Source organism: Aquibacillus albus, from assembly GCF_016908325.1.
In the GTDB taxonomy this organism is placed as follows: domain Bacteria; phylum Bacillota; class Bacilli; order Bacillales; family Amphibacillaceae; genus Aquibacillus_A; species Aquibacillus_A albus.
Genome location: NZ_JAFBDR010000013.1, coordinates 21,040 through 46,059 on the forward strand (window position 1 = coordinate 21,040; position 25,020 = coordinate 46,059).

Annotated in this window: 22 protein-coding genes and 1 other annotated feature; of the genes, 19 read left to right on the plus strand and 3 right to left on the minus strand. The window is 36.9% G+C overall.

Annotated features, from left to right (window positions below):
• The first annotated feature begins 64 nt into the window (after positions 1-64).
• Positions 65-1,150: a M42 family metallopeptidase gene (locus JOC48_RS12050; RefSeq protein WP_204500036.1), complete on the plus strand. Its 1,086-nt coding sequence runs from the start codon at positions 65-67 to the stop codon at positions 1,148-1,150.
• 141 nt (positions 1,151-1,291) lie between these two features.
• Here JOC48_RS12050 and sspI read toward each other — a convergent pair whose 3' ends face one another.
• Positions 1,292-1,507, minus strand: coding sequence for a small acid-soluble spore protein SspI (gene sspI, locus JOC48_RS12055; RefSeq protein WP_239584341.1), 216 nt, complete (start codon positions 1,505-1,507; stop codon positions 1,292-1,294).
• Between the two features lie 383 nt (positions 1,508-1,890).
• Between sspI and JOC48_RS12060 the strand changes: the two genes are divergently transcribed.
• The 3 genes from JOC48_RS12060 (at position 1,891) to pheT (ending at position 6,512) form a co-directional block, all read left to right on the plus strand.
• Entirely contained in the window at positions 1,891-2,640 is a 750-nt protein-coding gene (locus JOC48_RS12060; RefSeq protein ID WP_204500040.1) for a TrmH family RNA methyltransferase, read from the plus strand.
• Between the two features lie 98 nt (positions 2,641-2,738).
• Positions 2,739-2,981: a binding site (T-box leader), on the plus strand.
• 48 nt (positions 2,982-3,029) lie between these two features.
• Complete coding sequence (gene pheS / locus JOC48_RS12065; protein WP_204500042.1) at positions 3,030-4,064, plus strand: phenylalanine--tRNA ligase subunit alpha; 1,035 nt, start codon at positions 3,030-3,032, stop codon at positions 4,062-4,064.
• A gap of 21 nt (positions 4,065-4,085) precedes the next feature.
• A complete protein-coding gene (gene pheT / locus JOC48_RS12070; RefSeq protein ID WP_204500043.1) occupies positions 4,086-6,512 on the plus strand; it encodes a phenylalanine--tRNA ligase subunit beta in 2,427 nt (808 codons plus the stop codon).
• Between the two features lie 163 nt (positions 6,513-6,675).
• On the opposite strand, the gene rnhC is transcribed toward pheT, so the two are convergent.
• Positions 6,676-7,608: a ribonuclease HIII gene (gene rnhC, locus JOC48_RS12075; RefSeq protein ID WP_204500044.1), complete on the minus strand. Its 933-nt coding sequence runs from the start codon at positions 7,606-7,608 to the stop codon at positions 6,676-6,678.
• 169 nt (positions 7,609-7,777) lie between these two features.
• Between rnhC and zapA the strand changes: the two genes are divergently transcribed.
• The 11 genes from zapA to uvrC all read left to right on the plus strand — a co-directional run bounded on the left by zapA (position 7,778) and on the right by uvrC (position 20,481).
• Complete coding sequence (gene zapA / locus JOC48_RS12080) at positions 7,778-8,059, plus strand: cell division protein ZapA (RefSeq protein ID WP_420829219.1); 282 nt, start codon at positions 7,778-7,780, stop codon at positions 8,057-8,059.
• Entirely contained in the window at positions 8,052-8,606 is a 555-nt protein-coding gene (locus tag JOC48_RS12085) for a CvpA family protein (protein ID WP_204500046.1), read from the plus strand. The genes zapA and JOC48_RS12085 overlap by 8 nt, the downstream gene beginning before the upstream one ends.
• Positions 8,607-8,695: 89 nt before the next feature.
• Positions 8,696-10,432 (plus strand): DNA polymerase/3'-5' exonuclease PolX, encoded by a 1,737-nt coding sequence (gene polX, locus JOC48_RS12090; protein ID WP_204500047.1) that lies wholly within the window; start codon positions 8,696-8,698, stop codon positions 10,430-10,432.
• Positions 10,429-12,771 carry an endonuclease MutS2 gene (locus JOC48_RS12095; protein WP_204500050.1) on the plus strand — a complete coding sequence of 781 codons (2,343 nt, stop codon included), beginning with the start codon at positions 10,429-10,431 and terminating at the stop codon, positions 12,769-12,771. Before polX ends, JOC48_RS12095 begins: the two co-directional genes overlap by 4 nt.
• Positions 12,772-12,819: 48 nt before the next feature.
• Positions 12,820-13,227 (plus strand): DUF350 domain-containing protein, encoded by a 408-nt coding sequence (locus JOC48_RS12100; RefSeq protein ID WP_204500052.1) that lies wholly within the window; start codon positions 12,820-12,822, stop codon positions 13,225-13,227.
• Positions 13,228-13,573: 346 nt separating this feature from the next.
• Positions 13,574-15,280 carry an AMP-binding protein gene (locus JOC48_RS12105; protein WP_204500054.1) on the plus strand — a complete coding sequence of 569 codons (1,707 nt, stop codon included), beginning with the start codon at positions 13,574-13,576 and terminating at the stop codon, positions 15,278-15,280.
• Positions 15,281-15,403: 123 nt separating this feature from the next.
• A complete protein-coding gene (locus JOC48_RS12110; protein WP_204500056.1) occupies positions 15,404-15,994 on the plus strand; it encodes a TetR/AcrR family transcriptional regulator in 591 nt (196 codons plus the stop codon).
• A gap of 53 nt (positions 15,995-16,047) precedes the next feature.
• Positions 16,048-16,821 (plus strand): electron transfer flavoprotein subunit beta/FixA family protein, encoded by a 774-nt coding sequence (locus JOC48_RS12115; protein ID WP_204500058.1) that lies wholly within the window; start codon positions 16,048-16,050, stop codon positions 16,819-16,821.
• 163 nt (positions 16,822-16,984) lie between these two features.
• Complete coding sequence (locus JOC48_RS12120; protein ID WP_204500060.1) at positions 16,985-17,965, plus strand: electron transfer flavoprotein subunit alpha/FixB family protein; 981 nt, start codon at positions 16,985-16,987, stop codon at positions 17,963-17,965.
• Positions 17,966-18,275: 310 nt separating this feature from the next.
• The gene (gene trxA / locus JOC48_RS12125) at positions 18,276-18,590 is read left to right on the plus strand and encodes a thioredoxin (protein WP_204500062.1); all 315 of its coding nucleotides are present in this window, start codon (positions 18,276-18,278) and stop codon (positions 18,588-18,590) included.
• Between the two features lie 112 nt (positions 18,591-18,702).
• Positions 18,703-20,481, plus strand: coding sequence for an excinuclease ABC subunit UvrC (uvrC, locus tag JOC48_RS12130; protein WP_204500064.1), 1,779 nt, complete (start codon positions 18,703-18,705; stop codon positions 20,479-20,481).
• 90 nt (positions 20,482-20,571) lie between these two features.
• Here uvrC and JOC48_RS12135 read toward each other — a convergent pair whose 3' ends face one another.
• Positions 20,572-21,006, minus strand: coding sequence for a DUF2507 domain-containing protein (locus tag JOC48_RS12135; protein WP_204500066.1), 435 nt, complete (start codon positions 21,004-21,006; stop codon positions 20,572-20,574).
• Between the two features lie 278 nt (positions 21,007-21,284).
• On the opposite strand from JOC48_RS12135, the gene JOC48_RS12140 reads away from it, so the two are divergent.
• The 4 genes from JOC48_RS12140 to JOC48_RS12155 all read left to right on the plus strand — a co-directional run bounded on the left by JOC48_RS12140 (position 21,285) and on the right by JOC48_RS12155 (position 24,890).
• Positions 21,285-21,905, plus strand: coding sequence for a succinate dehydrogenase cytochrome b558 subunit (locus tag JOC48_RS12140; RefSeq protein ID WP_204500068.1), 621 nt, complete (start codon positions 21,285-21,287; stop codon positions 21,903-21,905).
• A 44-nt stretch (positions 21,906-21,949) separates the two neighbouring features.
• The gene (sdhA, locus tag JOC48_RS12145; RefSeq protein ID WP_204500070.1) at positions 21,950-23,701 is read left to right on the plus strand and encodes a succinate dehydrogenase flavoprotein subunit; all 1,752 of its coding nucleotides are present in this window, start codon (positions 21,950-21,952) and stop codon (positions 23,699-23,701) included.
• A gap of 18 nt (positions 23,702-23,719) precedes the next feature.
• The gene (gene sdhB / locus JOC48_RS12150) at positions 23,720-24,481 is read left to right on the plus strand and encodes a succinate dehydrogenase iron-sulfur subunit (protein ID WP_204500071.1); all 762 of its coding nucleotides are present in this window, start codon (positions 23,720-23,722) and stop codon (positions 24,479-24,481) included.
• 184 nt (positions 24,482-24,665) lie between these two features.
• Positions 24,666-24,890, plus strand: coding sequence for a helix-turn-helix domain-containing protein (locus JOC48_RS12155; RefSeq protein WP_077621319.1), 225 nt, complete (start codon positions 24,666-24,668; stop codon positions 24,888-24,890).
• The last annotated feature ends 130 nt before the right edge of the window (positions 24,891-25,020 follow it).

The following is a 25,020-nucleotide window of genomic DNA, read 5'->3' on the forward strand; positions in this document are numbered from 1 at the left end:
GATGGAATTTTTGATTATAGGTAATTGATTCCAAATTCACTGTCAAAGGAGGATTTTTATCCATATGGCTAATACAGATGAAACACTAAGTATGTTAAAAGAGTTAACAGATGCTCGTGCAATTCCTGGAAATGAGAAAGAAGCAAGAGAGGTAATGAGCAAATACATCTCTCCATTTGCTGATGAAGTCTACACGGATAATTTAGGTAGTTTAATTGCAAAAAAAGTGGGACAAGAAAATGGACCTAAGATTATGGTTGCAGGACACCTTGATGAAGTAGGATTTATGGTAACACGTATTGATGACAAAGGATTTGTTTACTTCCAAACTGTTGGAGGCTGGTGGAGTCAAGTAATGTTAGCGCAGCGCGTGACCTTGTTAACAAAAAAAGGAGATGTAACAGGGGTTATTGGGTCTAAGCCTCCACATATCCTACCTCCTGAAGCTAGAAAGAAGCCTGTTGAAATTAAGGACATGTTTATTGATATCGGTGCTTCTAGTAGAGAAGAAGCAGAAGAATTTGGTGTGCGCCCTGGTGACTCCATTGTTCCTTATTTTGAATTTACACAAATGAAAAATGAGAAGTTATTGTTAGCAAAAGCTTGGGATAATCGAATTGGGTGTGCGATAGCTATTGAGGTTTTGAAACAATTAAAAAATGAAAAACATCCAAACATTGTTTACGGTGTTGGAACGGTTCAAGAAGAGGTTGGCTTGCGCGGAGCAAAAACATCAACCAATAGTATTCAACCTGATATAGGCTTTGGTGTGGACGTTGGTATTGCTGGTGATACACCTGGAATTTCTGAGAAAGAAGCTGATAGTAAAATAGGGGAAGGGCCTCAAATTATCTTATACGATGCTTCCATGATCTCACATAAAGGACTACGTGATTATGTTATCGATACTGCTGATGAAAAGAACATTCCATATCAGTACGCATCAATGGCTGGTGGAGGTACAGATTCTGGTTCTATCCATCTAACAGCTAATGGTGTTCCTGCGCTATCGATTACGATTGCAACGCGTTACATTCATACACATGCTGCCATTTTACATCGAGAGGATTTTGAAAATGCTGTGCGATTAATTGTTGAAGTAATAAAAGGTCTTGATGTGGATAAGGTGAATGAAATTACCTTCCGTTAAGAGAAAGCGAGCTTGGATTTAATTCAAGCTCGTTTTTTTGCACGTTAAGTATAAAATAAGCTTGGAAATCCAAGCTTATTTTATAAATTTTTATTCTGTTTGCCAGTTAACTGTTCAATCCTGTAGTAAGTTTTATTCAACTTATTGAGCTTGTTTTACACCTTGTTCTAATGTTTCTAGTAATTCTTGTTTTTCATTTTCATCAGAGTTTTTCCAGAGTAACTCAAAGAAAACACCTAAGCCTGGAAGCATTTTCTCTTCACCGTTTTGAATGGCATCGACGATTGTAGCCTCTAATTGTTCTGCATTATTGTCAGAAACATTAGACATAATTGCTTTTCTTAAATTTAAGTCCATTGTTTTCACCTCTCGTGTGCAATTTGTTAAGTATTCATCTGAAACAACCGAATTTCCAGATGTGTTAAGGTTAGTTTGACCGTAAAGGTTTTTTTTATGTATGATAGATAAGGATTTAGCCTTTATGTATCTACGGATGATATTTATGAAGTTTACAAAGGAAGAGGAAAATAACTAAAATTCACAATATAAGTTTAATGCGCCAGAGTGAGAGCTTCGAATATCGCTGCGGAAAGCGACTGCCCGTAGCGGAAATCAACATTGCAGTTATGTCGCATTATAGGTCTATTGTGTAGTAAAACAAATAAAGAATACGAAAAGAGCCTTTTTAGAAAAATAGTTCATAATAGAAAATAATCTGCTACGCTAAAAGGATGATTGATTTGATAACATCAGCACAAAACAACAAAGTGAAGCAATGGAATAAATTAAAAAAGAAAAAAGATAGACAACAGCTTCAACAATTTCTAATTGAAGGCTTTCACTTAGTTCAAGAGGCCGTAAAAAGTGAATGGAACCTAAAAGAAGTGATTGTTGAAGACGGAGTAGAGGTACCAGATTGGCTTCCGAACTGCCCATTGACAACTGTGTCTAGTCATGTATTCAAAGCGATTTCAGATACACAAACCCCTCAAGGAATTGCTGGTGTTGTCGAAATCAAACAACAAGCACTACAAAGCTATAACAAGTTATTATTAGTAGATGCTGTTCAAGATCCAGGTAATTTAGGGACAATTATTCGTACAGCAGATGCAGCTGATTTTGATGGCGTTGTTCTTGGTGAAGGAACAGTTGATATGTATAATGAAAAGGTTATTCGGGCAACTCAAGGCTCTTTATTCCATTTACCTATTCTTCAAGAAAATTTAAGCGAAACGATTCACTTCTTAAAGCAAAAAGACGTTTCGGTTTGGGCTTCAACATTAGAAGGAGCAGAGGATTATCATACGTTGACAGTTCCTGATCGAGTTGCCTTAGTTGTAGGAAATGAAGGAGCCGGAATTCAGCCCGATGTTTTAGAAGTTTCTGACCATAAAGTTACAATCCCTATTTTCGGAAAAGCAGAATCATTAAATGTTAGTATTGCAACGGGAATTTTGATATACCATCTTGCAATTACGCCGAATCAATGAAGAACAATATTATGTTTTAGCCGCCTAATTACGTGAAATTTGACGATTTTGGTTGCATCTTTTCCTCTATTTTTCTATAATAAAAAAATAATGTGTATATATAGGCGAAGAAGGAGCCAGTAAATAATTACAAATATCGATACTAGGGAAGAAATGTCATGGACTGAAAGCATTTCTATCGAGGTAATTATTGAAGTTTCACTCTGGAGCTGTTGTCAGGACCTTGCTACCTGCAAGTAAAGACAATCCGGAATATTTTCCGTTATCAAAATCCAAGTGGGCATGTGTTTTTACATTGTCAACAAGGGTGGTACCGCGATATAACAAGTCTCGTCCCTTTTTTGGGGCGGGGCTTTTTTAATTGTTCAAAAATAAGGAGGTTTTATCGTATGAAAGAACGTTTACAAGCGCTACAAGCGGAAGCATTAACAAAGGTTGAAGAAGCGGCAACACTTTCCGATTTACAAGATATTCGAGTTGCTTATCTAGGAAAAAAAGGACCAATCACGGAAGTGCTGCGTGGTATGGGGAAATTATCTAAAGAAGAACGGCCAGTTATTGGTGAATTAGCAAATAAAGTCCGAGAAACTATTGCTAATGAATTGGATGCAAAAAAGGAAAAGTTAGAGGCAGCCGGGTTAGAAAAAAGGTTGGAGAAAGAAACATTAGATGTGACGTTACCTGGAAGACCAGTACAGGTCGGTGGGCCTCACTTGTTAACTAGTATTGTAGAAGAAATTGAGGATTTATTTATTGGGATGGGCTTTGAGATAAAAGAAGGTCCAGAGGTTGAGACAGACTACTACAATTTCGAAGCGTTAAACCTGCCAAAGGGACATCCTGCTCGTGATATGCAAGATTCGTTTTATATTACAGAAGAGCTGTTAATGCGTACGCATACGTCCCCGGTTCAGGCTCGAACAATGGGCGAGTATAAAGGGAATAAACCAGTTAAAATGATCTGTCCTGGGAAAGTGTATCGTCGTGATACGGATGATGCTACCCACTCTCACCAATTTACACAGGTAGAAGGATTATATGTCGATAAAAACGTTCGAATGAGTGATTTGAAAGGTGTTTTAAATCGATTTGCCAAGCAATTATTTGGGGAAGACAGAGAAATCCGATTACGTCCAAGCTTTTTCCCATTTACTGAGCCATCTGTTGAAATGGATATATCCTGTAAGGTTTGTAATGGAGAAGGTTGTTCGGTTTGTAAAGGAACTGGCTGGATTGAAATCTTAGGTGGTGGAATGGTCCATCCACGTGTATTAGAGATGGCCGGATATGATCCGAAAGTATACAACGGCTTTGCATTTGGTATGGGGCCGGAGCGTATCGCTATGTTGAAATATGGAGTCGATGACATTCGACACTTCTATACAAATGATGTTCGTTTTTTACAGCAATATCATAAAGCCTAAGCAAAGTGAAGGAGGATAATCATGTTTGTTTCATTAAATTGGTTAAAAAACTATGTAGACATAGATAATGTTTCAGCTGAAGAATTAGCAGAAAAAATCACGAAAACAGGTATTGAAGTAGAGGGAATTGAATACGTTGCAGAACAAAGCTCTAATGTTGTCGTTGGTTATGTGAAGGAATGTGAAAAGCATCCAAATGCGGATAAATTAAATCTATGCCAAGTAGACGTTGGGGAAGAAGAGTTGCAAATTATTTGCGGTGCACCAAATATCGCACACGGTCAAAAGGTTGCTGTTGCAAAGCCGGGTGCAGTTTTACCAGGTAATTTTAAAATTAAGAAAGCAAAACTTCGTGGTGTTGAATCCAATGGAATGATTTGTTCCTTACAAGAGCTTGGTATTGAAGAAAAATATGTTCCGAAAGAATATGCAGATGGGATCTTTGTATTTCCGGAAGATACAGAGGTTGGTGCAGATGCATTATCCCTGTTAAATTTGGATGATGCTATTTTAGAACTAGGTTTAACGCCAAACCGTTCTGATGCATTAAGTATGCTGGGAGTCGCGTATGAGGTAGCTGCCATTTTAGATGTACCAATTCGCCTGCCAAAGGAAGATGTGGAACAGTCTAGAGAACAGGCTTCCGACCATGTTTCTGTCAAAGTAGATGATCCTGACCTAAATCCTTACTACGGAGCATTTGTCATAAAGGATATAAAAGTTGGTCCATCTCCCCTGTGGATGAGAAACTATTTAATTGCTGCAGGCATTCGACCAATCAACAATGTAGTTGATATTACAAACTATGTATTACTAGAATATGGCCAGCCGTTGCATGCGTTTGATTATGATAAGTTCGGTTCAAAGGAAATTGTTGTACAACGTGCGAAGCAAGGGGAAACAATGCAGACATTAGATGATCAAGAAAGAAAACTTTCATCTGATCATCTAGTTATTACTAACGGAAATGAGCCAACAGCACTTGCTGGTGTCATGGGTGGAGCAAACTCCGAAGTATCGAATGATACAAAAACGGTGTTACTAGAGGCTGCTTATTTTAATCCTGCTGCAGTTCGTACTGCTTCTAAGGATTTCGGACTCCGCAGTGAATCTAGTAATCGTTTTGAAAAGGGAGTGGATCCAAACCGTGTAAAACGTGCGGGTCTTCGTGCTTGTCAGCTGTTAAGCGAATATGCAAATGGTACAGTTTTACATGGAGTAGTTGAATTTGATGAATTGGACAAAAAGGAAGCCGAGGTTGCTATTACAACGAGTAAAATGAACGAAAGACTAGGGACAGACATCTCCAATGATCAAATCGGTGACATTTTGCGTAAATTGAATTTTAAATATGAGCAAGATGGCGAACAGTTCTCCATTCAAGTACCTACACGTCGTCAGGATATTTCTATTTTTGAAGATATGGTAGAAGAGGTAGCGCGTATATACGGCTACGATCATTTGCCTTATACATTGCCACAAGGTGCTTCACAGGCTGGGGGATTAACAGAATTACAACAATTAAAGCGTGAGGTTAAACATTATTTTGAGGGTGCTGGATTAATGGAAACAATTACGTACTCTTTAACAAGTAAAGATCGCGCAACGCTTTTGGTTAGTCCAGAGGTGAAAGAGTCAGCCGTAACATCTGTTGAACTAGCAATGCCGATGAGTGAAGAGCATAGCACATTAAGGCTTAGTATTTTACCTGAAATGTTAGCTTCTCTCTCCTATAATGTAGCAAGAAAGCAAACCAACCTAGCTTACTATGAGGTAGGGACTGTATTTGTATCTCAAGAAGAAACAGTTACGAAGCAACCGGATGAAAAGCTGCGTGTGTCTGGTGCATTAACTGGTGAGTGGCTGACACACCCTTGGCAACAGGAGAAAAAGGAAGTAGATTTCTTCTTAGTTAAAGGAATTGTGGAAGGGTTATTTAATAAATTAAATATTGTAGCAGATTATAAGCACCTAAAGTTAGAGGGGATGCATCCAGGAAGAACAGCCCAGATTTTAATTGGCGATGTACCTGTAGGCTTTATCGGGCAGGTTCACCCAACATTGCAAAATAACTTTGATTTAAAGGATACGTATGTATTTGATCTTGATTTAGACTATCTATTCAGCATCTATGAAAATGAACCAAGCTTTACAAAGATACCTCGTTATCCTTCTATCACAAGAGATATTGCACTAGTGGTTGATGAGAATTTAAATGCGGGGGATGTAGAAACAACAATCTTCAAAGCTGGTGGTCCATTGGTGAAGGAAGTCCAGGTATTTGATGTTTATCAAGGGGAACATTTAGAGTCCGGTAAAAAATCGCTAGCATTTCGCTTGTTATATTTAGATCCGGAAAGAACACTTAAGGACGAAGAAGTAGAAGAGTCCTATCAAGCTATACTGACTGCAGTTAAAGATGAACACGAAGCTGAATTAAGAGGCTAGTAAAAAGCGAAGGGGGTCAGACCCCTCAACTACAAACATTAAAGAAAAGCGTATGATTCATTCGAATTTCATACGCTTTTCTAACTAGAATCCTGTGGCTACCTAGGGTAATGAGTTCGCCATTTCTAAAAAAATAACGACCTATTTCAAAGGGGCAGGTAATTTATTGATAGGCTTCGGCTTTTTTTGTATTAGCAAAATGATACTTGGTGTATTTCGACAATTCTTGATGTCCACCTTTACGTAATATACTTCCTGCGACTTGATCAACTTTTTGCGAGGCTCCTTTAGGCAATTGTATTCCAGCTATATCTGATAGCTTATCCATCTCCTTCACAAAGCTCGCTCTAGCAATAATCGAGCCAGTTGCTACAGCAATCGAGTAGCTTTCTGCTTTTGTCATAAAATAAGCCTTTTCCTGAAGCTGTTTTCCTTCTGTCTTCAAATGATTTTTATAGACGTTTGGCTGACAAAATTGGTCAATGAGAATGCCGTCGGGTTGTTCAGGATCGATTTTTTTTAGTAATTTTGTAATGGCATGGTGATGCAAAAGTGTTTTCATTTTTCCTTGCGTCCAACCTTTGCTTTGGAGACGATTATACTTTTCATTATGTAAAACAACGAGTGAATAAGGGATGTTTAATTTAATAAGATCCTTCGCTATTAGTCGAATAGTTTTATCTGTTAAGTTTTTAGAGTCCTTCACCCCGATTTCCTTTAATAGGGGCAATTGATCGTTTCTAACATAGGCAGCAGCAACCGTGATTGGGCCAAAATAATCACCTGTTCCTGCTTCATCAGAACCAATATGAGAGCTTGTAAATAATTCATTTGGCGGGGCATAGGAATGTCCGGAGGCAGTTTTTTTATGCTTTGTATTAGCTGTATTTGTTTCAGATATCCCCCACTTATTTGCTTCGACTTCAGGGGATTTACCTTGAAATAATACTTTTCCGGATTTATAAGCCGTAATGACAGCATGTTCCGTCTTTGCAGAAAATATTGCACCAGGAGGGGTGGCTTTTAACTTTCCTTCATAATGAGCTTTCATTTTTGTTATATTTTCTTTAGTGAGCTTTCGTACAACTTGTGGCATTGTATCTCTCCAATCTAATAAACATAGATGATTATGTAGCTTCTTGTCGTAAATTTTGTAGTTAAAAAGTTATTATTAGTATAGCAAAGATAACTTATTAGTGAATAGTTTCCTAAATGATGTCCTTCATGTTAATATTAATTTTAGGATTTGAAAGTAATGAGGGGGTATGGTCGTGTCCCATCCTGAGAAAACACGGATAACCGTTGATATATATGGAAGATCGTATACGATAATTGGGGAAGAGCAAGCACATCATGTACGGATGGTTGCTAGTCTTGTGGACCAAAAAATGAGAGAAATTCACGATTCAAACAGTAGCCTTGATACAAACAAGCTAGCAGTACTAACTGCTGTAAATACAATGAATGATTATTTGAAATTAAAAGAGGAATATACCGAACTTCTTGGTTCAATAAAACAGAAAGAGGAACAGGAAAAAAATGATTGATTTAATTTTACTGGGGATTTTATTACTAGGTTTTTTAATAGGTTTAAAAAGAGGGTTCATTTTACAGTTATTACATTTATTAGGGTTTATTGTAGCTTTCATTGTTGCTGTAATTTATTACGATGATTTAGCAGAAAAGCTTGATTTATGGATTCCTTATCCGGATTTACCCGAAGATGCAACATGGGCAATTTTTTTGGAAACATTACCATTAGAAAGTGCATTTTATAATGGTGTTTCATTTGCGCTATTATTTTTTATTACAAAAATTGTTTTACAAATCATTGCTTCCATGTTAGATTTTGTTGCTGATCTTCCGATATTGAATGTATTAAATGGGTGGTTAGGAGCAATTTTAGGTTTTATAGAAACGTACTGTATATTATTTATTTTTCTTTACATAATTGCTTTAGCACCAATTGGGTTTATTCAAGAAATGGTTGAAGGCTCATCGGTAGCAGCCTTTATCGTAGAAAGAACACCATTTATTTCAAAGCAAATAAATTCTTTATGGTTTGAGCATATATCAAGTTTAATGCATAATTAAATAGACCCTAAAAGTATACCCTTGCGTCAGTAGAGCAAGGGTTTTTATCCGCATAAGAGGTTCAATGAATAAAGAGGACGGTGATCATAATGGCTGTAGATAAGAAGCAAGTCATAAAACTATTAGAAACAATTGCTGTTTATTTAGAGTTGAAAGGGGAAAACCCGTTTAAAATTTCTGCTTACCGGAAAGCCGCTCAAGCTTTAGAAACAGATGACCGATCGCTGTCAGAAATAGATGATTTTAAAAAGCTTAACGGAATTGGAAAAGGAACGGCATCCGTTATAACAGAATTTATAAATAATGAGAAGTCTGAAACGCTAGAACAATTAAAAGCTGAAGTGCCTAGTGGATTAATTCCGTTACTTGATTTACCTGGTCTAGGTGGGAAAAAACTTTCAAAATTATATCAGGAATTAGAAGTAGTAGATGCAGCATCCTTAAAGCAAGCATGTGATGAAGGAAAAGTGGAGCAGTTAAGTGGGTTTGGAAAAAAATCGGCAGAAAAAATTACAAAAGCACTGGAGGAGCACGCCAGTCGTCCTGAACGTTTACCAATTGCCTTCATGCTTCCGATTGTAGAAAGAATAGAAGCCTATTTACAAACAATACCTTCCATTCAAAGATTCTCTCGAGCAGGGAGTGTGCGGAGGTTAAGTGAAACGGTTAAAGATCTGGATTTTATCATTGCATCTGAATCCCCAAATGAAGTGAAAGAGGCTTTACTAAAAATGGACGCAATCAAAGATACGATTGCTGCAGGGGAGACAAAAGTTTCTATTACACTTGATGAGGGCTATGATATTAATGTGGATTTTCGAATTGTAACGGATCAAGAATTTGCAACAACACTACACCATTTTACTGGTTCCAAGGATCACAACGTTGCAATGAGACAGTTGGCAAAATCAATGGGAATGAAAATCAGTGAATATGGGGTGGAGGATAGCAAAACAGGAGAAGTCATTACTTTTGAGAACGAGGAACAATTTTTTCATCATTTTGGATTATCTTATATTCCGCCAGAGTTAAGAGAAAATAATGGTGAAATAGAATCGTTTAAAACAGCGGTTCCACTTGTAACTTTTTCAGATATACGTGGGGACCTGCATATGCACTCGTCATGGAGTGACGGTGCTCAATCGATTGAAGAGATGGTCAATAGAGCGATGGAGAAAGGTTATGAGTATATTGCTATAACAGACCACTCAAAATACTTACGAGTAGCAAACGGATTAAACGAAGATAGACTAAGAAAACAAAGAGAGGAAATTAATCGCCTGAACAATAAATATTCAAACTTTCATATCTTCGCTGGAATAGAAATGGATATTTTGCCAGATGGTTCATTAGATTTTTCAGATGACTTTTTGAAGGAAATGGATTACGTTATTGGTGCGATTCATTCTAGTTTTAATCAATCAGAAGAACAGATCATGTATCGACTACAAAATGCTTTAGAGAATCCTTATGTGAATATTATAGCCCATCCCACTGGTCGACTAATTGGACGAAGAGACGGTTATAAGGTGAATGTAGAGAGATTTATTGAAAAAGCAAAGGATACTGGTACCGTATTGGAGTTAAATGCTAATCCTAATCGGTTTGATTTGTCAGCCTCCTGGGTAAAATTAGCTCAGGAAATGGGGGTTTCTATCGCTGTAAACACAGATGCGCATAGCTATCAAACATTAGACTTTATGGAAATAGGAGTCGGGATTGCTCGCAAAGGTTGGTTACACACAGATACGGTAATAAATACATGGTCTAAGGAACAATTGTCAGCGTTATTTCGTAGTAAACGAAAAAGGAGTAGCAAGCCATGAATCAACGAATATTTCACGTACTGGAATATAATAAAATATTAGAGATGGTAAGTAAACAAGCTGCATCTTCATTAGGTAAAGAAAGAGTGAAAGCCTTAAAGCCGTCAACGGATTTAGAAGAGGTTATCAACTGGCAAGAAGAGACGGATGAAGCAGCTGATGTCTTACGATTAAAAGGAAATGTCCCGCTTGGTGGAATTTTTGATATTAAACCAAGTATCAAGCGCACAATGATTGGCGGGGTATTAAATCCTCAAGAATGTTTAGACATTGCAAGTACAATCTATGGTGGAAAGCAGATGAAACAATTTGTTGAATCAATGGAAGAACCAGAACTACCAATATTAAGAGAGTTAACAGACCAAATTGTTTCACTTAATGAATTGGAACGGCAAATTAAAAGTCGAATTGATGATCATGGTCATGTCATGGATGGCGCTTCTGATAAATTACGAACGATCCGTTCGAGCATACGATCAAATGAAAGTCGAGTTCGGGATAAGCTCGATTCATACACGAAAACAAAAGCTAAAATGCTTTCTGATGCCATTGTAACAATCCGTAATGATCGTTATGTATTACCTGTAAAGCAGGAGTACCGTGGTGCAATTGGGGGAATTGTTCATGATCAATCGGCTTCAGGAGCAACCTTATTTATGGAGCCACAAACAGTCGTGGATTTAAATAACCAGTTACAACAAGCAAGGGTTCAAGAGAAACATGAGATTGAACGGATCCTTCAGCAGCTATCACAGTTGATTGCTGAAGATCAATCGTTTTTATATCAAAATGTAGAAGCTTTAACACAGATAGATTTTATGTTTGCACGTGCGAAATTGGGACAGTCGATGAAGGCTTCTAAACCGTCCATGAACGATCGAGGCATTATTAAAATGAAACAAGCTCGACACCCGTTAATTTCTGAGGAAGAGGTAGTTGCTAATGATATTGAATTAGGTGAATCCTATACATCAATCGTAATAACTGGTCCGAATACAGGTGGTAAAACGGTAACATTAAAGCTAGTAGGGTTATGCACGTTGATGGCACAGTCTGGATTACAGGTTCCTGCTCTTGATGGTTGTGAGATGGCCATTTTTTCTAACGTTTTTGCTGATATTGGTGATGAACAATCGATTGAGCAAAGCTTAAGTACCTTTTCCTCTCATATGACAAATATTGTTAGTATTTTGAAACAAGTAGATGACCGAACCCTTGTATTATTTGATGAACTCGGTGCAGGTACCGATCCGCAGGAAGGTGCAGCACTTGCGATGGCAATTCTGGATGAAGTTGTACAACGCGGTGCAAGAATTATTGCAACCACCCATTATCCAGAATTAAAAGCTTACGGCTATAATCGTGAAGGGGTTGTAAATGCATCTGTTGAATTTGACGTAGAAACTTTAAAGCCAACCTATCGACTATTAATTGGTGTACCAGGCCGAAGCAATGCATTTGAAATATCCAAAAGGCTCGGTTTAGATTCCTCTATTATTCAAAAAGCCAAGAGTCAAATAGGTACAGATTCGAGAAGTGTTGAAAATATGATTGCATCACTTGAAGAGTCAAGAAGAGGTGCTGATAGGGATTATGAACAAGCGGAGCAAACACTTCAAGAAGCTGAAGAGTTAAGATCTGAGTTAGAAAAACAGTGGGCAATGTTTGAGAAGAAGAAAGAAAATCTATATAAAAAAGCAGAAGAAAAAGCAGAAAAGGCTATCCAGAAAGCCCGTGATGAAGCAGAAGACATTGTAACTGAATTAAAAAATATGAAAAACCAAGCAACCATTAAAGAGCACGAATGGATTGAAGCCAGAAAAATGCTTGAAGATGCACAACCACATTTAACGAAGAAACAACCAAATGTAAAGCAACAGTCCAAAACGAACAAAGAGCTGCAAGCTGGTGATGAAGTTAAATTGCTTACATTAAATCAAAATGGAACAATTCTGGAAAAGGTAAGTGAAAGTGAATACCAAGTACAAGTTGGTATCATGAAAGTAAAAGCAAAGCGAAAAGACCTAGAATTCGTCAAACGTGAAAAACCACTCGTTGAAAAACCAATGGCAACAGTAAAAGGGGCAGGTTATCACGTGAAGCCTGAGCTTGATTTAAGAGGTGAGCGTTTCGAGGATGCCTTGCTTCAATTAGAGAAGTATGTGGATGACGCACTGCTTGCCGGATATCCAAGAGTGTCTATTATCCATGGGAAGGGAACAGGAGCGTTAAGAAGTGGGGTGCAGTCCTTTGCAAAGAAGCATCCACATATTAGTGATCACCGAGCTGGCGGTATGAATGAAGGTGGAAGTGGAGTAACGATATTAGAATTTCGTTAAGTTTGAAAAGGGAGAGGTCAACCGATTGAAAGAAATGAGGTAGAGTGGATGAGCAGTTTTTGGGAAAACGTATTGATCGAAACTGCAGCAAGGTATAGTGTTGCAATTTTATGCCTGATTGTCTTTTTGGCGATTTTTGAACTAGTGACCAGTTATAAAAACTGGGAGGAAATTAAAAAAGGAAACTTTTCTGTTGCAATGGCAACCGGTGGAAAGATATTTGGAATTGCAAATATCTTTCGGTATTCGATCGAACACAATGATACAGTTGTTGAAAGTATTAGTTGGGGAACATATGGCTTCTTGTTATTACTTATTGGTTATTTTATTTTTGAGTTTTTAACACCAACCTACAAAATTGATCAAGAGATTGCTAAAGACAACCGTGCTGTAGGTTTCATTTCGATGGTCATTTCGGTTGGTTTGTCCTTTGTTATCGGGGCTAGTATAGGGTGAGGATTGGAAATATTTGCATGTAAATAACACCATAGATTATATTGATTGTTTCATTTGTTTGGGACAAAGCGCTGGTAGAGGGAGAGAAAATTGTGAAGACTTTGGCAAAAATATTAGTGATTATTGCTTTCCTTTTTTTGATCGTAGGTATTTTTTTTATGGTTAATAACACTTGAAAATGGCGGATTAGTCCGTCATTTTTTTATAGGTAGGATGTGTTAAAGTTCGGTGGTCATAAAATGTTTACGTTTTTTTCTGTAGGTCATAAGAATTATGATGATTCTTTATTCTAAAATGAATACTCAGTCGTTATAATAGAAGTAAGGTAAAAAAAGGAGGGAATAAAATGAATCAAATTGGGGAAAGACCGTGGTTGGCACATTATCCGGAGCACATTCCTAAAAGTGTCACGTATGACGAAAAACCACTCCAAGCCTTCCTAAAAGAAAGTGCATCTAATCATCCAAATGTGAATGCGCTTTACTTTCTGGGAAAAGAATTAACCTACCAAGAATTGTTTCAACAATCCCAGCAACTTGCTTCTTACCTTCAAGCCTTAGGATTAACAAAAGGTGATCGAGTCTCCATCATGTTACCAAACTCACCTCAAGCTGTTATAAGTTATTATGGTGTCCTTCTAGCTGGTGGAATAGTCGTTCAAACAAATCCACTTTATAAAGAACGTGAACTTGCATATCAGTTAAAGGATTCCGGTTCAAAAATAATTATTTGTTTAGATTTATTAATGCCAATTGTTTCAAAGGCTAAAAAACAAACGTCAGTGGAACATGTAATAGTTACTAGTATTAAAGATTATCTACCATTTCCGAAAAATGTAATTTATCCTATTATTCAGAAAAAGCAATATCCAGATCTCGTTAAGCCAAAGAAAACAGATTCGATTCATCCTTGGACTTACATTTTAAAAAATCAAGGGACTAGTTTTAAAGAATATCCAACTGATCCTAAAAATGATTTAGCACTTTTACAGTATACAGGTGGAACGACCGGTTTTCCGAAAGGTGTTATGTTAACGCATTACAATTTAGTGTCCAACGTTCAAATGTGTAAAATTTGGTTGGATGAAAATAAAGCGAAACAAGACATCGTTTTGGGTGTATTGCCTTTTTTTCATGTTTATGGGATGACTACGGTAATGAATTATTCGTTAGTTACTGGATCAAAAATGGTATTATTGCCGAAATTTGAAGTAGAGGATGTTCTTAAAACCATTGATAAGCAAAAACCAACGATATTCCCTGGAGCACCAACTATCTATATTGGTTTATTGAATCACCCTAAGTTAAAGGACTATAACCTGTCGTCCATCGAAGCGTGTATTAGCGGATCAGCACCGCTACCATTTGAAGTGCAGGATAAGTTTCAAAAAATAACTGGTGGTCGATTAATCGAGGGTTATGGATTAACGGAATCTTCTCCTGTTACACATGCAAATTTCTTAGCATCAGATACAGTGCAAGGAGGAATTGGTGTTCCTTGGCCAGACACTGATGCCAAAATTATTAGTATGGAAACCGGTGAAGCTTTAGAAGCTGGGGAAGCGGGAGAAATAGTTGTTCGTGGTCCACAGGTAATGAAAGGCTATTGGAATAATCCTGAGGAGACGGAGCAAGCGTTAAAAGATGGCTGGTTATTCACTGGCGACATTGGTTATATGGATGAAAATGGATGCTTCTATGTAATTGATCGAAAAAAAGATATGATTATTGCAGGTGGATATAATATCTATCCAAGAGAAGTAGAAGAAGTGTTATATGAACATGAAGCAATCCAAGAGGCTGTTGTGGCTGGGATACCGGATCCTTACAGGGGAGAAACCGTTAAAGCGTATGTAGTTATCAAGGAAGGATATCATTTAACAGAAGAGGAGCTTGATCAATTTACTAGAAAAAACCTTGCTTCCTTTAAGGTACCAAGAATATATGAATTCCGTAAAGAACTTCCCAAAACCGCTGTTGGTAAAATATTAAGAAGAACATTAATTGAAGAGGAAAAGTTGAAAATAAATGACGTAAAAGATCAAACGAGTTAATAGCTTGTCCTGTACAGTCTGTTTGTGACAGGCCAGGCTATTGACAAAAGGTAATGGTAAATGTACGATACTTCATGAATGAATAGTCATTCAATTTTTAAAATGTCGTAGGTAGGGATGATTTTGAAAACAAATAAACCAAAATATACACAAATCATTGATGCAGCAGTAAATGTTATTGCGGAAAATGGTTACCATGCTTCACAGGTATCTAAAATTGCAAAAAAAGCTGGTGTAGCAGATGGAACCATTTATCTTTACTTTAAAAATAAAGAAGACATTCTTGTTTCGCTATTTCAAGAGAAAATGGGTATTTTTATTGAAAAAATAGAAAAGGAAATCAATGATGTTGACGACGCTGAGAAAAAACTAGGCATTTTAATAAAGATGCACTTTAATCAGTTAGCAGAGAATCATGATTTAGCGATTGTAACGCAGCTAGAGCTTAGGCAGTCGAATATAGCTTTACGTTTGAAAATTAATGAAATCCTAAAAAAGTATTTGAAAATTATCGATGAAATTATTGATGCCGGAATAAATCAAGGAGTGTTTAGAAAGGAATTAAACCCTCGGCTAGCTCGCCAAATGATCTTTGGAACAATAGACGAAATCGCAACAAATTGGGTAATGAAGGATCAGAAATATAACGTTGTTAAACAGGCAGATGAGGTTCATGAGCTAATTATCCAAGGATTATCATCTAACGTAGATTGACTTTCACTTGTTAATAGGCTTCATAAAGCTTAAGTGTGGAAAGGGTGAAAGAAGTGAATATTTTTGTGTTAATGAAAAGTACGTTTGATACAGAAGAGAAAATCGTTATTCATAACAACAAAATTGAGGAGGATGGTGCGGAGTTTATTATTAATCCTTACGATGAATATGCGATTGAAGAGGCAATAAACCAAAGAGAGTTACATGGTGGTGAAATAACAGTTGTTACAGTGGGAACGGATCAAGCAGAAAAGCAATTACGAACTGCTTTGGCAATGGGAGCAGACAAAGCTGTTTTAATCAATATTGAAGATGACTTAGAGGATACTGATCCGTTTACTACTACCAAAATTTTAGAAACGTATTTTACAAACAAACAAATAGACCTCATTCTGGCTGGAAATGTCGCAATTGATAAAGCGAGTGGCCAGGTCGGACCTAGACTTGCTGATCGACTCGGAATCCCTTGTATTACAACAATTACAAAGATAGCAGTGGAAGATAAAGCAGTCAAAATAGAGAGGGATGTAGAGGGAGATACGGAATTGGTAGAAACAACTTTACCTGTGTTAGTTACTTGCCAACAAGGGTTAAACGAGCCAAGATATCCATCTTTACCTGGAATTATGAAGGCAAAGAAAAAACCTCTAGAAGAGATAGAAATTGATGATTTGGAACTGGATGAGGAAGATGTACTTCCGAAAACAAAAACGATCGAAGTTTTCTTACCACCTGAACGTCAAGCTGGAAAAATATTAGAAGGAGAAATTGACGAACAAGTAAAAGAGTTAATCTCATTATTATCTGATGAAGCACGAGTATTATAGTCTTGTAGTGTGTGTTCAAAAAGGGTAAAAATCTTCGGAAACAGAAAAAGTGTTTTGTTCCAAGGGTATTTTTGTCTACTTTTTGGATAACGCCTTTTAATTTTCTTTTACTATCGGGGCAACTAATCGTATTGTTTGCTAAATATGGAAAGGGAGATTATTAATGGGTAAGAAAGTGTTAGTAATTGGTGAAATACGTGAGGGTTCTCTTCGTCATGTATCCTTTGAAGCGATAGCGGCAGCTAAAACTTTGGCTGGGGATGGGGAAATACTGGGTGTCATTTGTGGTTCTACCCAATTAGAAGCATATGCAAAGGAAATGGTATATTATGGAGCCAATCGAGTGCAAATCATTGAAAACAAAAAATTAAAAACGTATACATCTGATGGATATTCGCAAGTGATACTTGAGGTAATCAAAAAAGAAGAACCAGATGCTATTGTCATGGGCCACACCGCTATTGGAAAGGATTTAACACCTAAACTAGCAAGTAGGTTAGATGTGGGTTTAATCTCCGATGTAGTGGAAATAGATGTAATTGCTGATAATATTGTGTTCACTCGACCTATTTATTCAGGTAAAGCATTTGAGAAGAAAATTTTTGTTGATGACATGATATTTGCTACTATCCGACCGAACAATATTGAAGCTTTAAGTCGGGATGAAAGCCAAAAGGCTGATATATCAAAACTAGATGTAGAGATTACAGATTTAAGAACAATTATTAAAGATATCGTTCGTAAAACATCCGATGGAATGGATTTATCAGAGGCTAAGGTGATTGTTGCTGGAGGAAGAGGTGTCAAAAGCAAAGAAGGCTTTGAACCGTTGTATGAACTTGCAGGAGTATTAGGTGGTGCAGTAGGTGCTTCTCGTGGAGCTTGTGATGCTGACTACTGTGATTATTCTTTGCAAATTGGTCAAACAGGAAAAGTTGTTACACCAGACCTTTACATTGCTTGTGGTATATCAGGAGCGATCCAACATCTTGCAGGAATGTCTAATTCAAAAGTTATTGTTGCTATAAATAAAGATCCAGAAGCCAATATTTTTAAGGTAGCAGATTATGGTATCGTTGGGGATTTATTTGAAGTAGTACCGAAGCTGGTGGATGAAATTAAACGAATCAAAGTGAATGCTTAATACGTCCCAAAACTGCAACGGTTACTTACGCTGTTGCAGTTTTTTAAATCGCATGATTTACATGGATATATCCTTTAAGGGTATACTAGGAGCAAACTAGTAGCATTTTAATAAAATGGAATGATATACTCAAGTGGAATTGAGAATCACATACTGATGTACGAAATGTATTGTATCTTTATTGAAGATAGTACAGAAGAACACAGCCTGATTCACTTCAAATTACCCTTTTAGTTAAGGGAGTATCATTAAGGGGAATGATAAACCCCTGAGATAAAAAGTTTCATTTTATATTGAGGAGGAATAAGGAATGGCAATTGTAAACGCGAATGATCAAAGTTTTAATACGGAAACGAGTGAAGGTGTTGTGCTGGCAGATTTCTGGGCACCATGGTGTGGACCTTGTAAAATGATAGCACCTGTCTTAGAGGAAATTGATAGTGAAATGAGCGATAAAGTAAAAATCGTAAAACTAGATGTCGATGAAAACCAAGAGACTGCTGGTAAACACGGAGTTATGAGTATCCCAACACTTCTCTTGTTCAAAGAAGGCGAAGTAGTAGAGCAAATAATTGGTTTTCAGCCAAAAGAAGCTTTAGTTGAATTAATTAATAAACATGCTTAATTTAGTATAAAAGTTTTCTCTAATTCCCTTGTTACGGATAACAGGGGGATTATTTTTTGTTACAATAAAATACATGATTATTGTTAATAAAGATAGCAGGTAGGGTGAAAAAATGAATCGTCAGATAACAGAGAAGCTAGCAGTTCTCCCCGCTCAACCAGGTTGTTATTTAATGAAAGACAAGTATAATACAGTGATTTATGTAGGAAAATCAAAAAAATTAAAAAATAGAGTTCGATCATATTTTACCGGAGCAAATGATCAAAAGACACAACGACTTGTTCATGAAATTGTAGATTTTGAATACATTGTGACTTCCTCAGAAATAGAAGCATTAATTTTGGAAATGAATTTAATAAAAAAATATGATCCTAAATTTAATGTCTTGTTAAAAGATGATAAATCTTATCCTTATTTAAAAGTAACTGCAGAAGAGCATCCGCGATTGATTGTGACAAGGAAAGTAAAAAAGGATAAAGGAAAGTATTTTGGCCCATACCCTAATGTGTTAGCAGCAAGAGAAACAAAAAAACTATTGGATCGGCTATATCCTTTGCGGAAGTGCAACAAAATGCCAGACCGCGTTTGCTTATATTATCACATGAATCAATGTTTAGGTCCTTGTGTTTATCCAGTATCCCAGGAAACGAACCAGTCTATTGTTCAAAGTATTACGTCATTTTTAAGTGGTGGTCATAAAGAGATAAAAAAAGATCTACAACAAAAAATGTTTCAGGCATCGGAATCACTTGATTTTGAACGTGCAAAGGAACTTCGTGATCAAATTCAACATATTGAAGCCGTAATGGAAAAGCAAAAGATGACGTTAAACGATGAAGTGGATCGTGACATTTTTGGTTATGCGTATGATAAGGGCTGGATGTGTGTGCAAGTATTTTTTGTTCGGCAAGGCAAATTAATTGAAAGAGATGTTTCTATTTTTCCATTCTTTGATGAACCTGATGACACATTTTTAAGCTACATCGGCAGGTTTTATTTTCATCAAAACCATCCTAAACCAAAGCAGATACTCGTTCCTGCGCCAACCGATGATAAATTGCTGCAAGAATTATTAGAGCTTGATGTCCGTATTCCTTATCGGGGTAGAAAAAAAGAATTAGTTAAATTAGCAGAAAAAAATGCTCAACTTGCTTTAAAGGAAAAATTTTCGTTAATAGAGCGAGATGAGGAACGAACAATTAAAGCGATAGATCAACTGGGAGAAAAGCTTAACATTGAAACACCACACCGGATTGAGGCTTTTGATAACTCTAATATTCAAGGGACAGACCCTGTGTCTGCAATGGTCGTGTTTATAGATGGTCGACCAATGAAAAAAGAATATCGGAAATACAAAATTAAACATGTGAAAGGGCCTGATGATTATGAGACGATGAGAGAGGTTGTTCGTCGAAGATATTCCCGAGTCCTGAAGGAAGGGCTGCCTCTCCCCGACTTAATCGTCATTGATGGGGGGAAAGGACAAATGAATGCAGCTTTAGATGTACTAGAAAATGAACTTGGCTTAGATATACCTTTATGTGGGCTTGCAAAAGATGAAAAGCACCGTACAAGTGAACTAGTATATGGTAATCCACCAGCCGTCGTTCCTTTAAATCGTCAATCTCAAGAATTTTATCTAATTCAACGAATACAGGATGAGGTTCACCGATTTGCTATCTCATTTCACCGTCAATTAAGGGGGAAAAGTGCTTTCAAGTCAGAATTAGATGCGATACCTGGAGTTGGAGAAAAGAGAAGAAAGCTACTATTAACTCATTTTAAATCAATCACTGAGATTAAACGAGCGTCAATGGAAGAATTGATGAAGCTAGGGATACCACAGCCCACTGCGGAGACGATTCTAGAACACTTAAAAAAAGATAATTAATTGCGGATATCATTTATGATATCCGCATATTGTTTTTGGTTAAAAGTATATAAAACTCGACACTTGTTAAAGCGTGTCGAAGCTTATCTGTTATTTTGAATAAATAACGTTAAATTGAACGGAATGTTTCTTTCTTTTTATCTCTTCTATACATTCACAAGAGGCCGACTTTATTTGCTCAATTGCTTCTGATAGAATGCCTGCTTCCAACCGAAACTCCTGACCAATTTCCGTATCTAGTCGCTGATCAATACTTTCTCCTGATAGTTCAAAGATAATCTCTCTACGTTTTTCTTTTATTAGCGTTAAATTTCCCCATCCTGCCTTTGCAAAAAAGCTATAAATATCTTCATAGGATGAAAAAATAAGCTTTCTTGATAAATTTTTTCCCATAATATAAAGAATTGTATTTGAATTTTTCCCAAGCAATTCTGGTAAACACACATAGCGAAGTATGTCATAACCTGAACCAGTTATTTGTAGTTGATTAACTGCTGTTTCTAATTTTTCTCGGTTTATGTCCACTACTTAACTCCTTTCTTTGTTGCACAATGCGGATTATCCATATGTATAAATTTTATTATCCCTTGAAACGTTATTGATTGCAATATTCGATTTCTATCTACATTTAAGGGGTTCGTTTTCTTGACGCTTTTACAGGATAGAAGTACAATAGTTTGTGGTATAAATATACGTTTTCTACTTAAATTAATAAAGTGAAACAGAAAATAAAGCGCTTTATTGCTAGAAAAGGTATATGACTTAGATTATTACACTAACAATACTAGTTGAGGGGGGTTCTTATGGCGGAAAATAGGGAGTTTTTTTATCGTAGGTTACATTCATTATTAGGGGTTATTCCAATTGGAATATTTTTAATTCAGCATTTAGTCGTCAATCACTTTGCTGTATATGGAGAAGAAAGTTTTAATAAGGCAGCTATGTTTATGCATGACTTGCCATTTCGTATTTTATTAGAAACTTTTATTATTTTTCTTCCTATTTTATTCCATGCAATATTGGGTGTCTACATAGTGTTTGTAGCAAGAAACAATACGAGCCGTTATGGCTTTTTCCGAAATTGGATGTTTTATCTCCAGCGAATAACTGGGGTCATAACATTAATTTTTATTGTATGGCATGTTTGGGAAACAAGAGTTCAGATTGGCTTAGGAAATGTAGAACTAGATTATAGTCTGATGGAAACAATCTTAGCAAATCCATTTATGTTTTGGTTCTATTTAATTGGTGTTGTATCAACAACATTCCATTTTGCTAATGGACTATGGAGTTTCTTAGTAACATGGGGAATAACTGTTTCTCCACGTTCTCAGAAAATTGCTACTTACGCTACATTAATCGTATTTATCGGTGTAACGTACATCGGTGTACGAGCATTAATTAAATTTGCTTATGGTATATAGAATCGAAGTTTTCATAAATAGAAAGTTAGGGAGTGAGTAAGGATATGAGTAATCGCAAAATTGTTGTAATAGGTGGCGGTCTCGCAGGCCTTATGGCAACGATAAAAGCTGCAGAAGCAGGAGTTTCTGTTGATTTATTATCGATTGTACCTGTAAAGCGTTCTCACTCTGTTTGTGCTCAAGGTGGAATTAATGGAGCTGTAAACACAAAAGGAGAAGGGGACTCTCCTTGGGAACATTTTGATGATACAGTTTATGGAGGGGATTTCTTAGCAAACCAACCTCCAGTAAAAGCAATGTGTGAAGCTGCGCCAGGAATTATACATATGTTAGATCGAATGGGAGTTATGTTTAATCGTACTCCAGAAGGTCTGCTTGACTTCCGACGTTTTGGTGGAACTCAACACCATAGAACTGCATATGCAGGTGCAACAACAGGACAACAGCTTTTATATGCCTTAGACGAACAGGTTAGAAGATATGAAGTAGAAGGGCTAGTTACAAAGTACGAGGGATGGGAATTTACCTCAGCCATTATTGATGAAGAGGGTGTTGGTCGAGGAGTTGTTGCGCAAAGCATACAATCCCATGAAATAAAAGCATTTAAAGCAGATGCGGTTATTTTTGCAACAGGTGGTCCTGGGATTATTTTTGGAAAATCAACAAACTCGGTAATTAATACTGGTTCTGCGGCGGCTTCTTTATATCAACAGGGTGCCATTTATGCCAATGGTGAATTTATTCAAATTCATCCAACCGCAATCCCTGGAGATGATAAACTGAGATTGATGAGTGAATCAGCGCGTGGTGAAGGTGGACGAGTTTGGACGTACAAAGATGGTGAGCCTTGGTACTTCTTGGAGGAGAAGTATCCAGCGTATGGAAATCTTGTTCCACGTGATATTGCAACGAGAGAAATATTTGATGTGTGTGTCAATCAAAAGCTAGGAATTAATGGTGAAAACATGGTTTATTTAGATCTTTCACATAAAGATCCAAAAGAACTGGATGTTAAGCTTGGTGGAATTATTGAAATCTATGAAAAATTTGTTGGTGAAGATCCGCGTAAAGTACCAATGAAAATTTTCCCTGCTGTTCACTATTCAATGGGTGGCCTGTGGGTAGATTATGATCAAATGACAAATATACCAGGTATTTTCGCAGCTGGTGAGTGTGATTATTCACAGCATGGTGCTAATCGACTTGGAGCAAATTCATTGCTTTCCTCTATTTATGGTGGAATGGTAGCTGGTCCAAACGCTATCAAATATATAAATGGTTTAGAAAAAACGATTGATGATTTACCTTCTAGTCTATTTGATAACAAATTAAAAGAAGAAGAAGATTACTTTGAAGAATTAATGAAAATGGACGGAGAAGAAAATGCCTATCAAATCCATAAAGAATTAGGAGAATGGATGACTGATAACGTTACAGTTGTTCGTGATAATGCAAAATTATTAAAAACGGATGAAAAGCTTCAAGAATTATTGGAGCGTTGGGAAAATATTAATATAAATGATACATCTCGTTGGAGCAACCAAGGTGTTATGTTCACAAGACAGTTGAAAAATATGATTCACCTTGCACGTGTTATAGCGGTTGGTGCGTATAACCGCAACGAAAGTCGAGGAGCACATTATAAACCAGAGTTTCCTGAACGAAACGATGAGGAATGGTTAAAAACAACAAAGGCAAAATTTGACCCTGAATCAAATGCGCCAACGTTTAGTTATGAAGATGTAGACGTTTCACTTATTGAGCCAAGAAAACGTGACTACAGTAAAAAGAAGTAAAGGGGGGGCAAAACGTTTATGGCTGATAAAACAATTTCGTTAATTATTACTCGTCAAGACAGCCCTGATTCTACTCCTTATGAGGAGACGTTTAATGTTCGATATAGAGAGAACATGAATATTATCTCTGCTTTAATGGAAATTCAAAGGAACCCAGTTAATGCTAATGGTGAAAAAACTGCTCCGGTTGCTTGGGAATCGAACTGCTTGGAAGAGGTTTGCGGAGCTTGTTCCATGGTGATCAACGGAACACCAAGACAGGCGTGTTCGACGTTAGTTGATAAATTAGAGCAACCAATCCGTCTTGCGCCAATGGCAACATTCCCGGTTATGAGAGATTTGGCAATTGATAGAAGCAGAATGTTTGATTCTCTTAAAAAGGTAAAAGCTTGGATTCCAATTGATGGTACACACGATCTTGGACCAGGTCCGCGTATGCCGGAGAAAAAACGTCAATGGGCATATGAGCTATCCAAGTGTATGACATGTGGTGTATGCTTAGAGGCTTGTCCAAATGTAAATAGTAAATCAGAATTTATAGGACCAGCTCCATTATCACAAGTACGTCTCTTTAATTCACATCCAACAGGGGAAATGAATAAAGGAGAACGTTTAACTGCATTGATGGAAGACGGAGGTCTTGCTGGTTGTGGAAATTCACAAAACTGTGTACAAGTTTGTCCAAAAGGTATTCCGTTAACCACTTCTATCGCAGCATTAAATCGTGAAACAAGCCTTCAATCTTTTAAGAATTTCTTTGGCAGTGACTACGCATATTAATCTTAAAAAAACCTTTCCACTTTATGGTGGGAAGGTTTTTTTTTACATCTTTTATTTCGTTCATTAATTTATATGGATTAACGACTAATTTAAGCACAGTTTAACTATATTTTTCATAAAATACCATGACTAAATAAATACCCTTCAAAATGCAGCTCTGAAGACAGCAAGGAGGGGTTAAGACTTGAAGGATAATGACTACAAGCCGAAGCAATTATTAACAAAACGGGAAAAAGAAGTATTTGAGCTTCTAGTACAGGATAAAACAACAAAAGAAATAGCCCAAGAACTTTTTATATCACAAAAGACTGTCCGGAATCACATTTCAAATGCTATGCAAAAATTAGGTGTTAAGGGGCGTTCACAGGCTGTAGTAGAGCTCCTTCGTATGGGGGAGTTAAAGCTCTAGCAAAAACCGACTTTCTTTTGGGAAAGTCGGTTTTTTCATCGGGTGGACATAACACCTTCACCCAGTATTTTTTAGTCATAGAGAATTATAAAAAATTATCGAGCAATTTTTGCAAGAAATATAGTAGAAT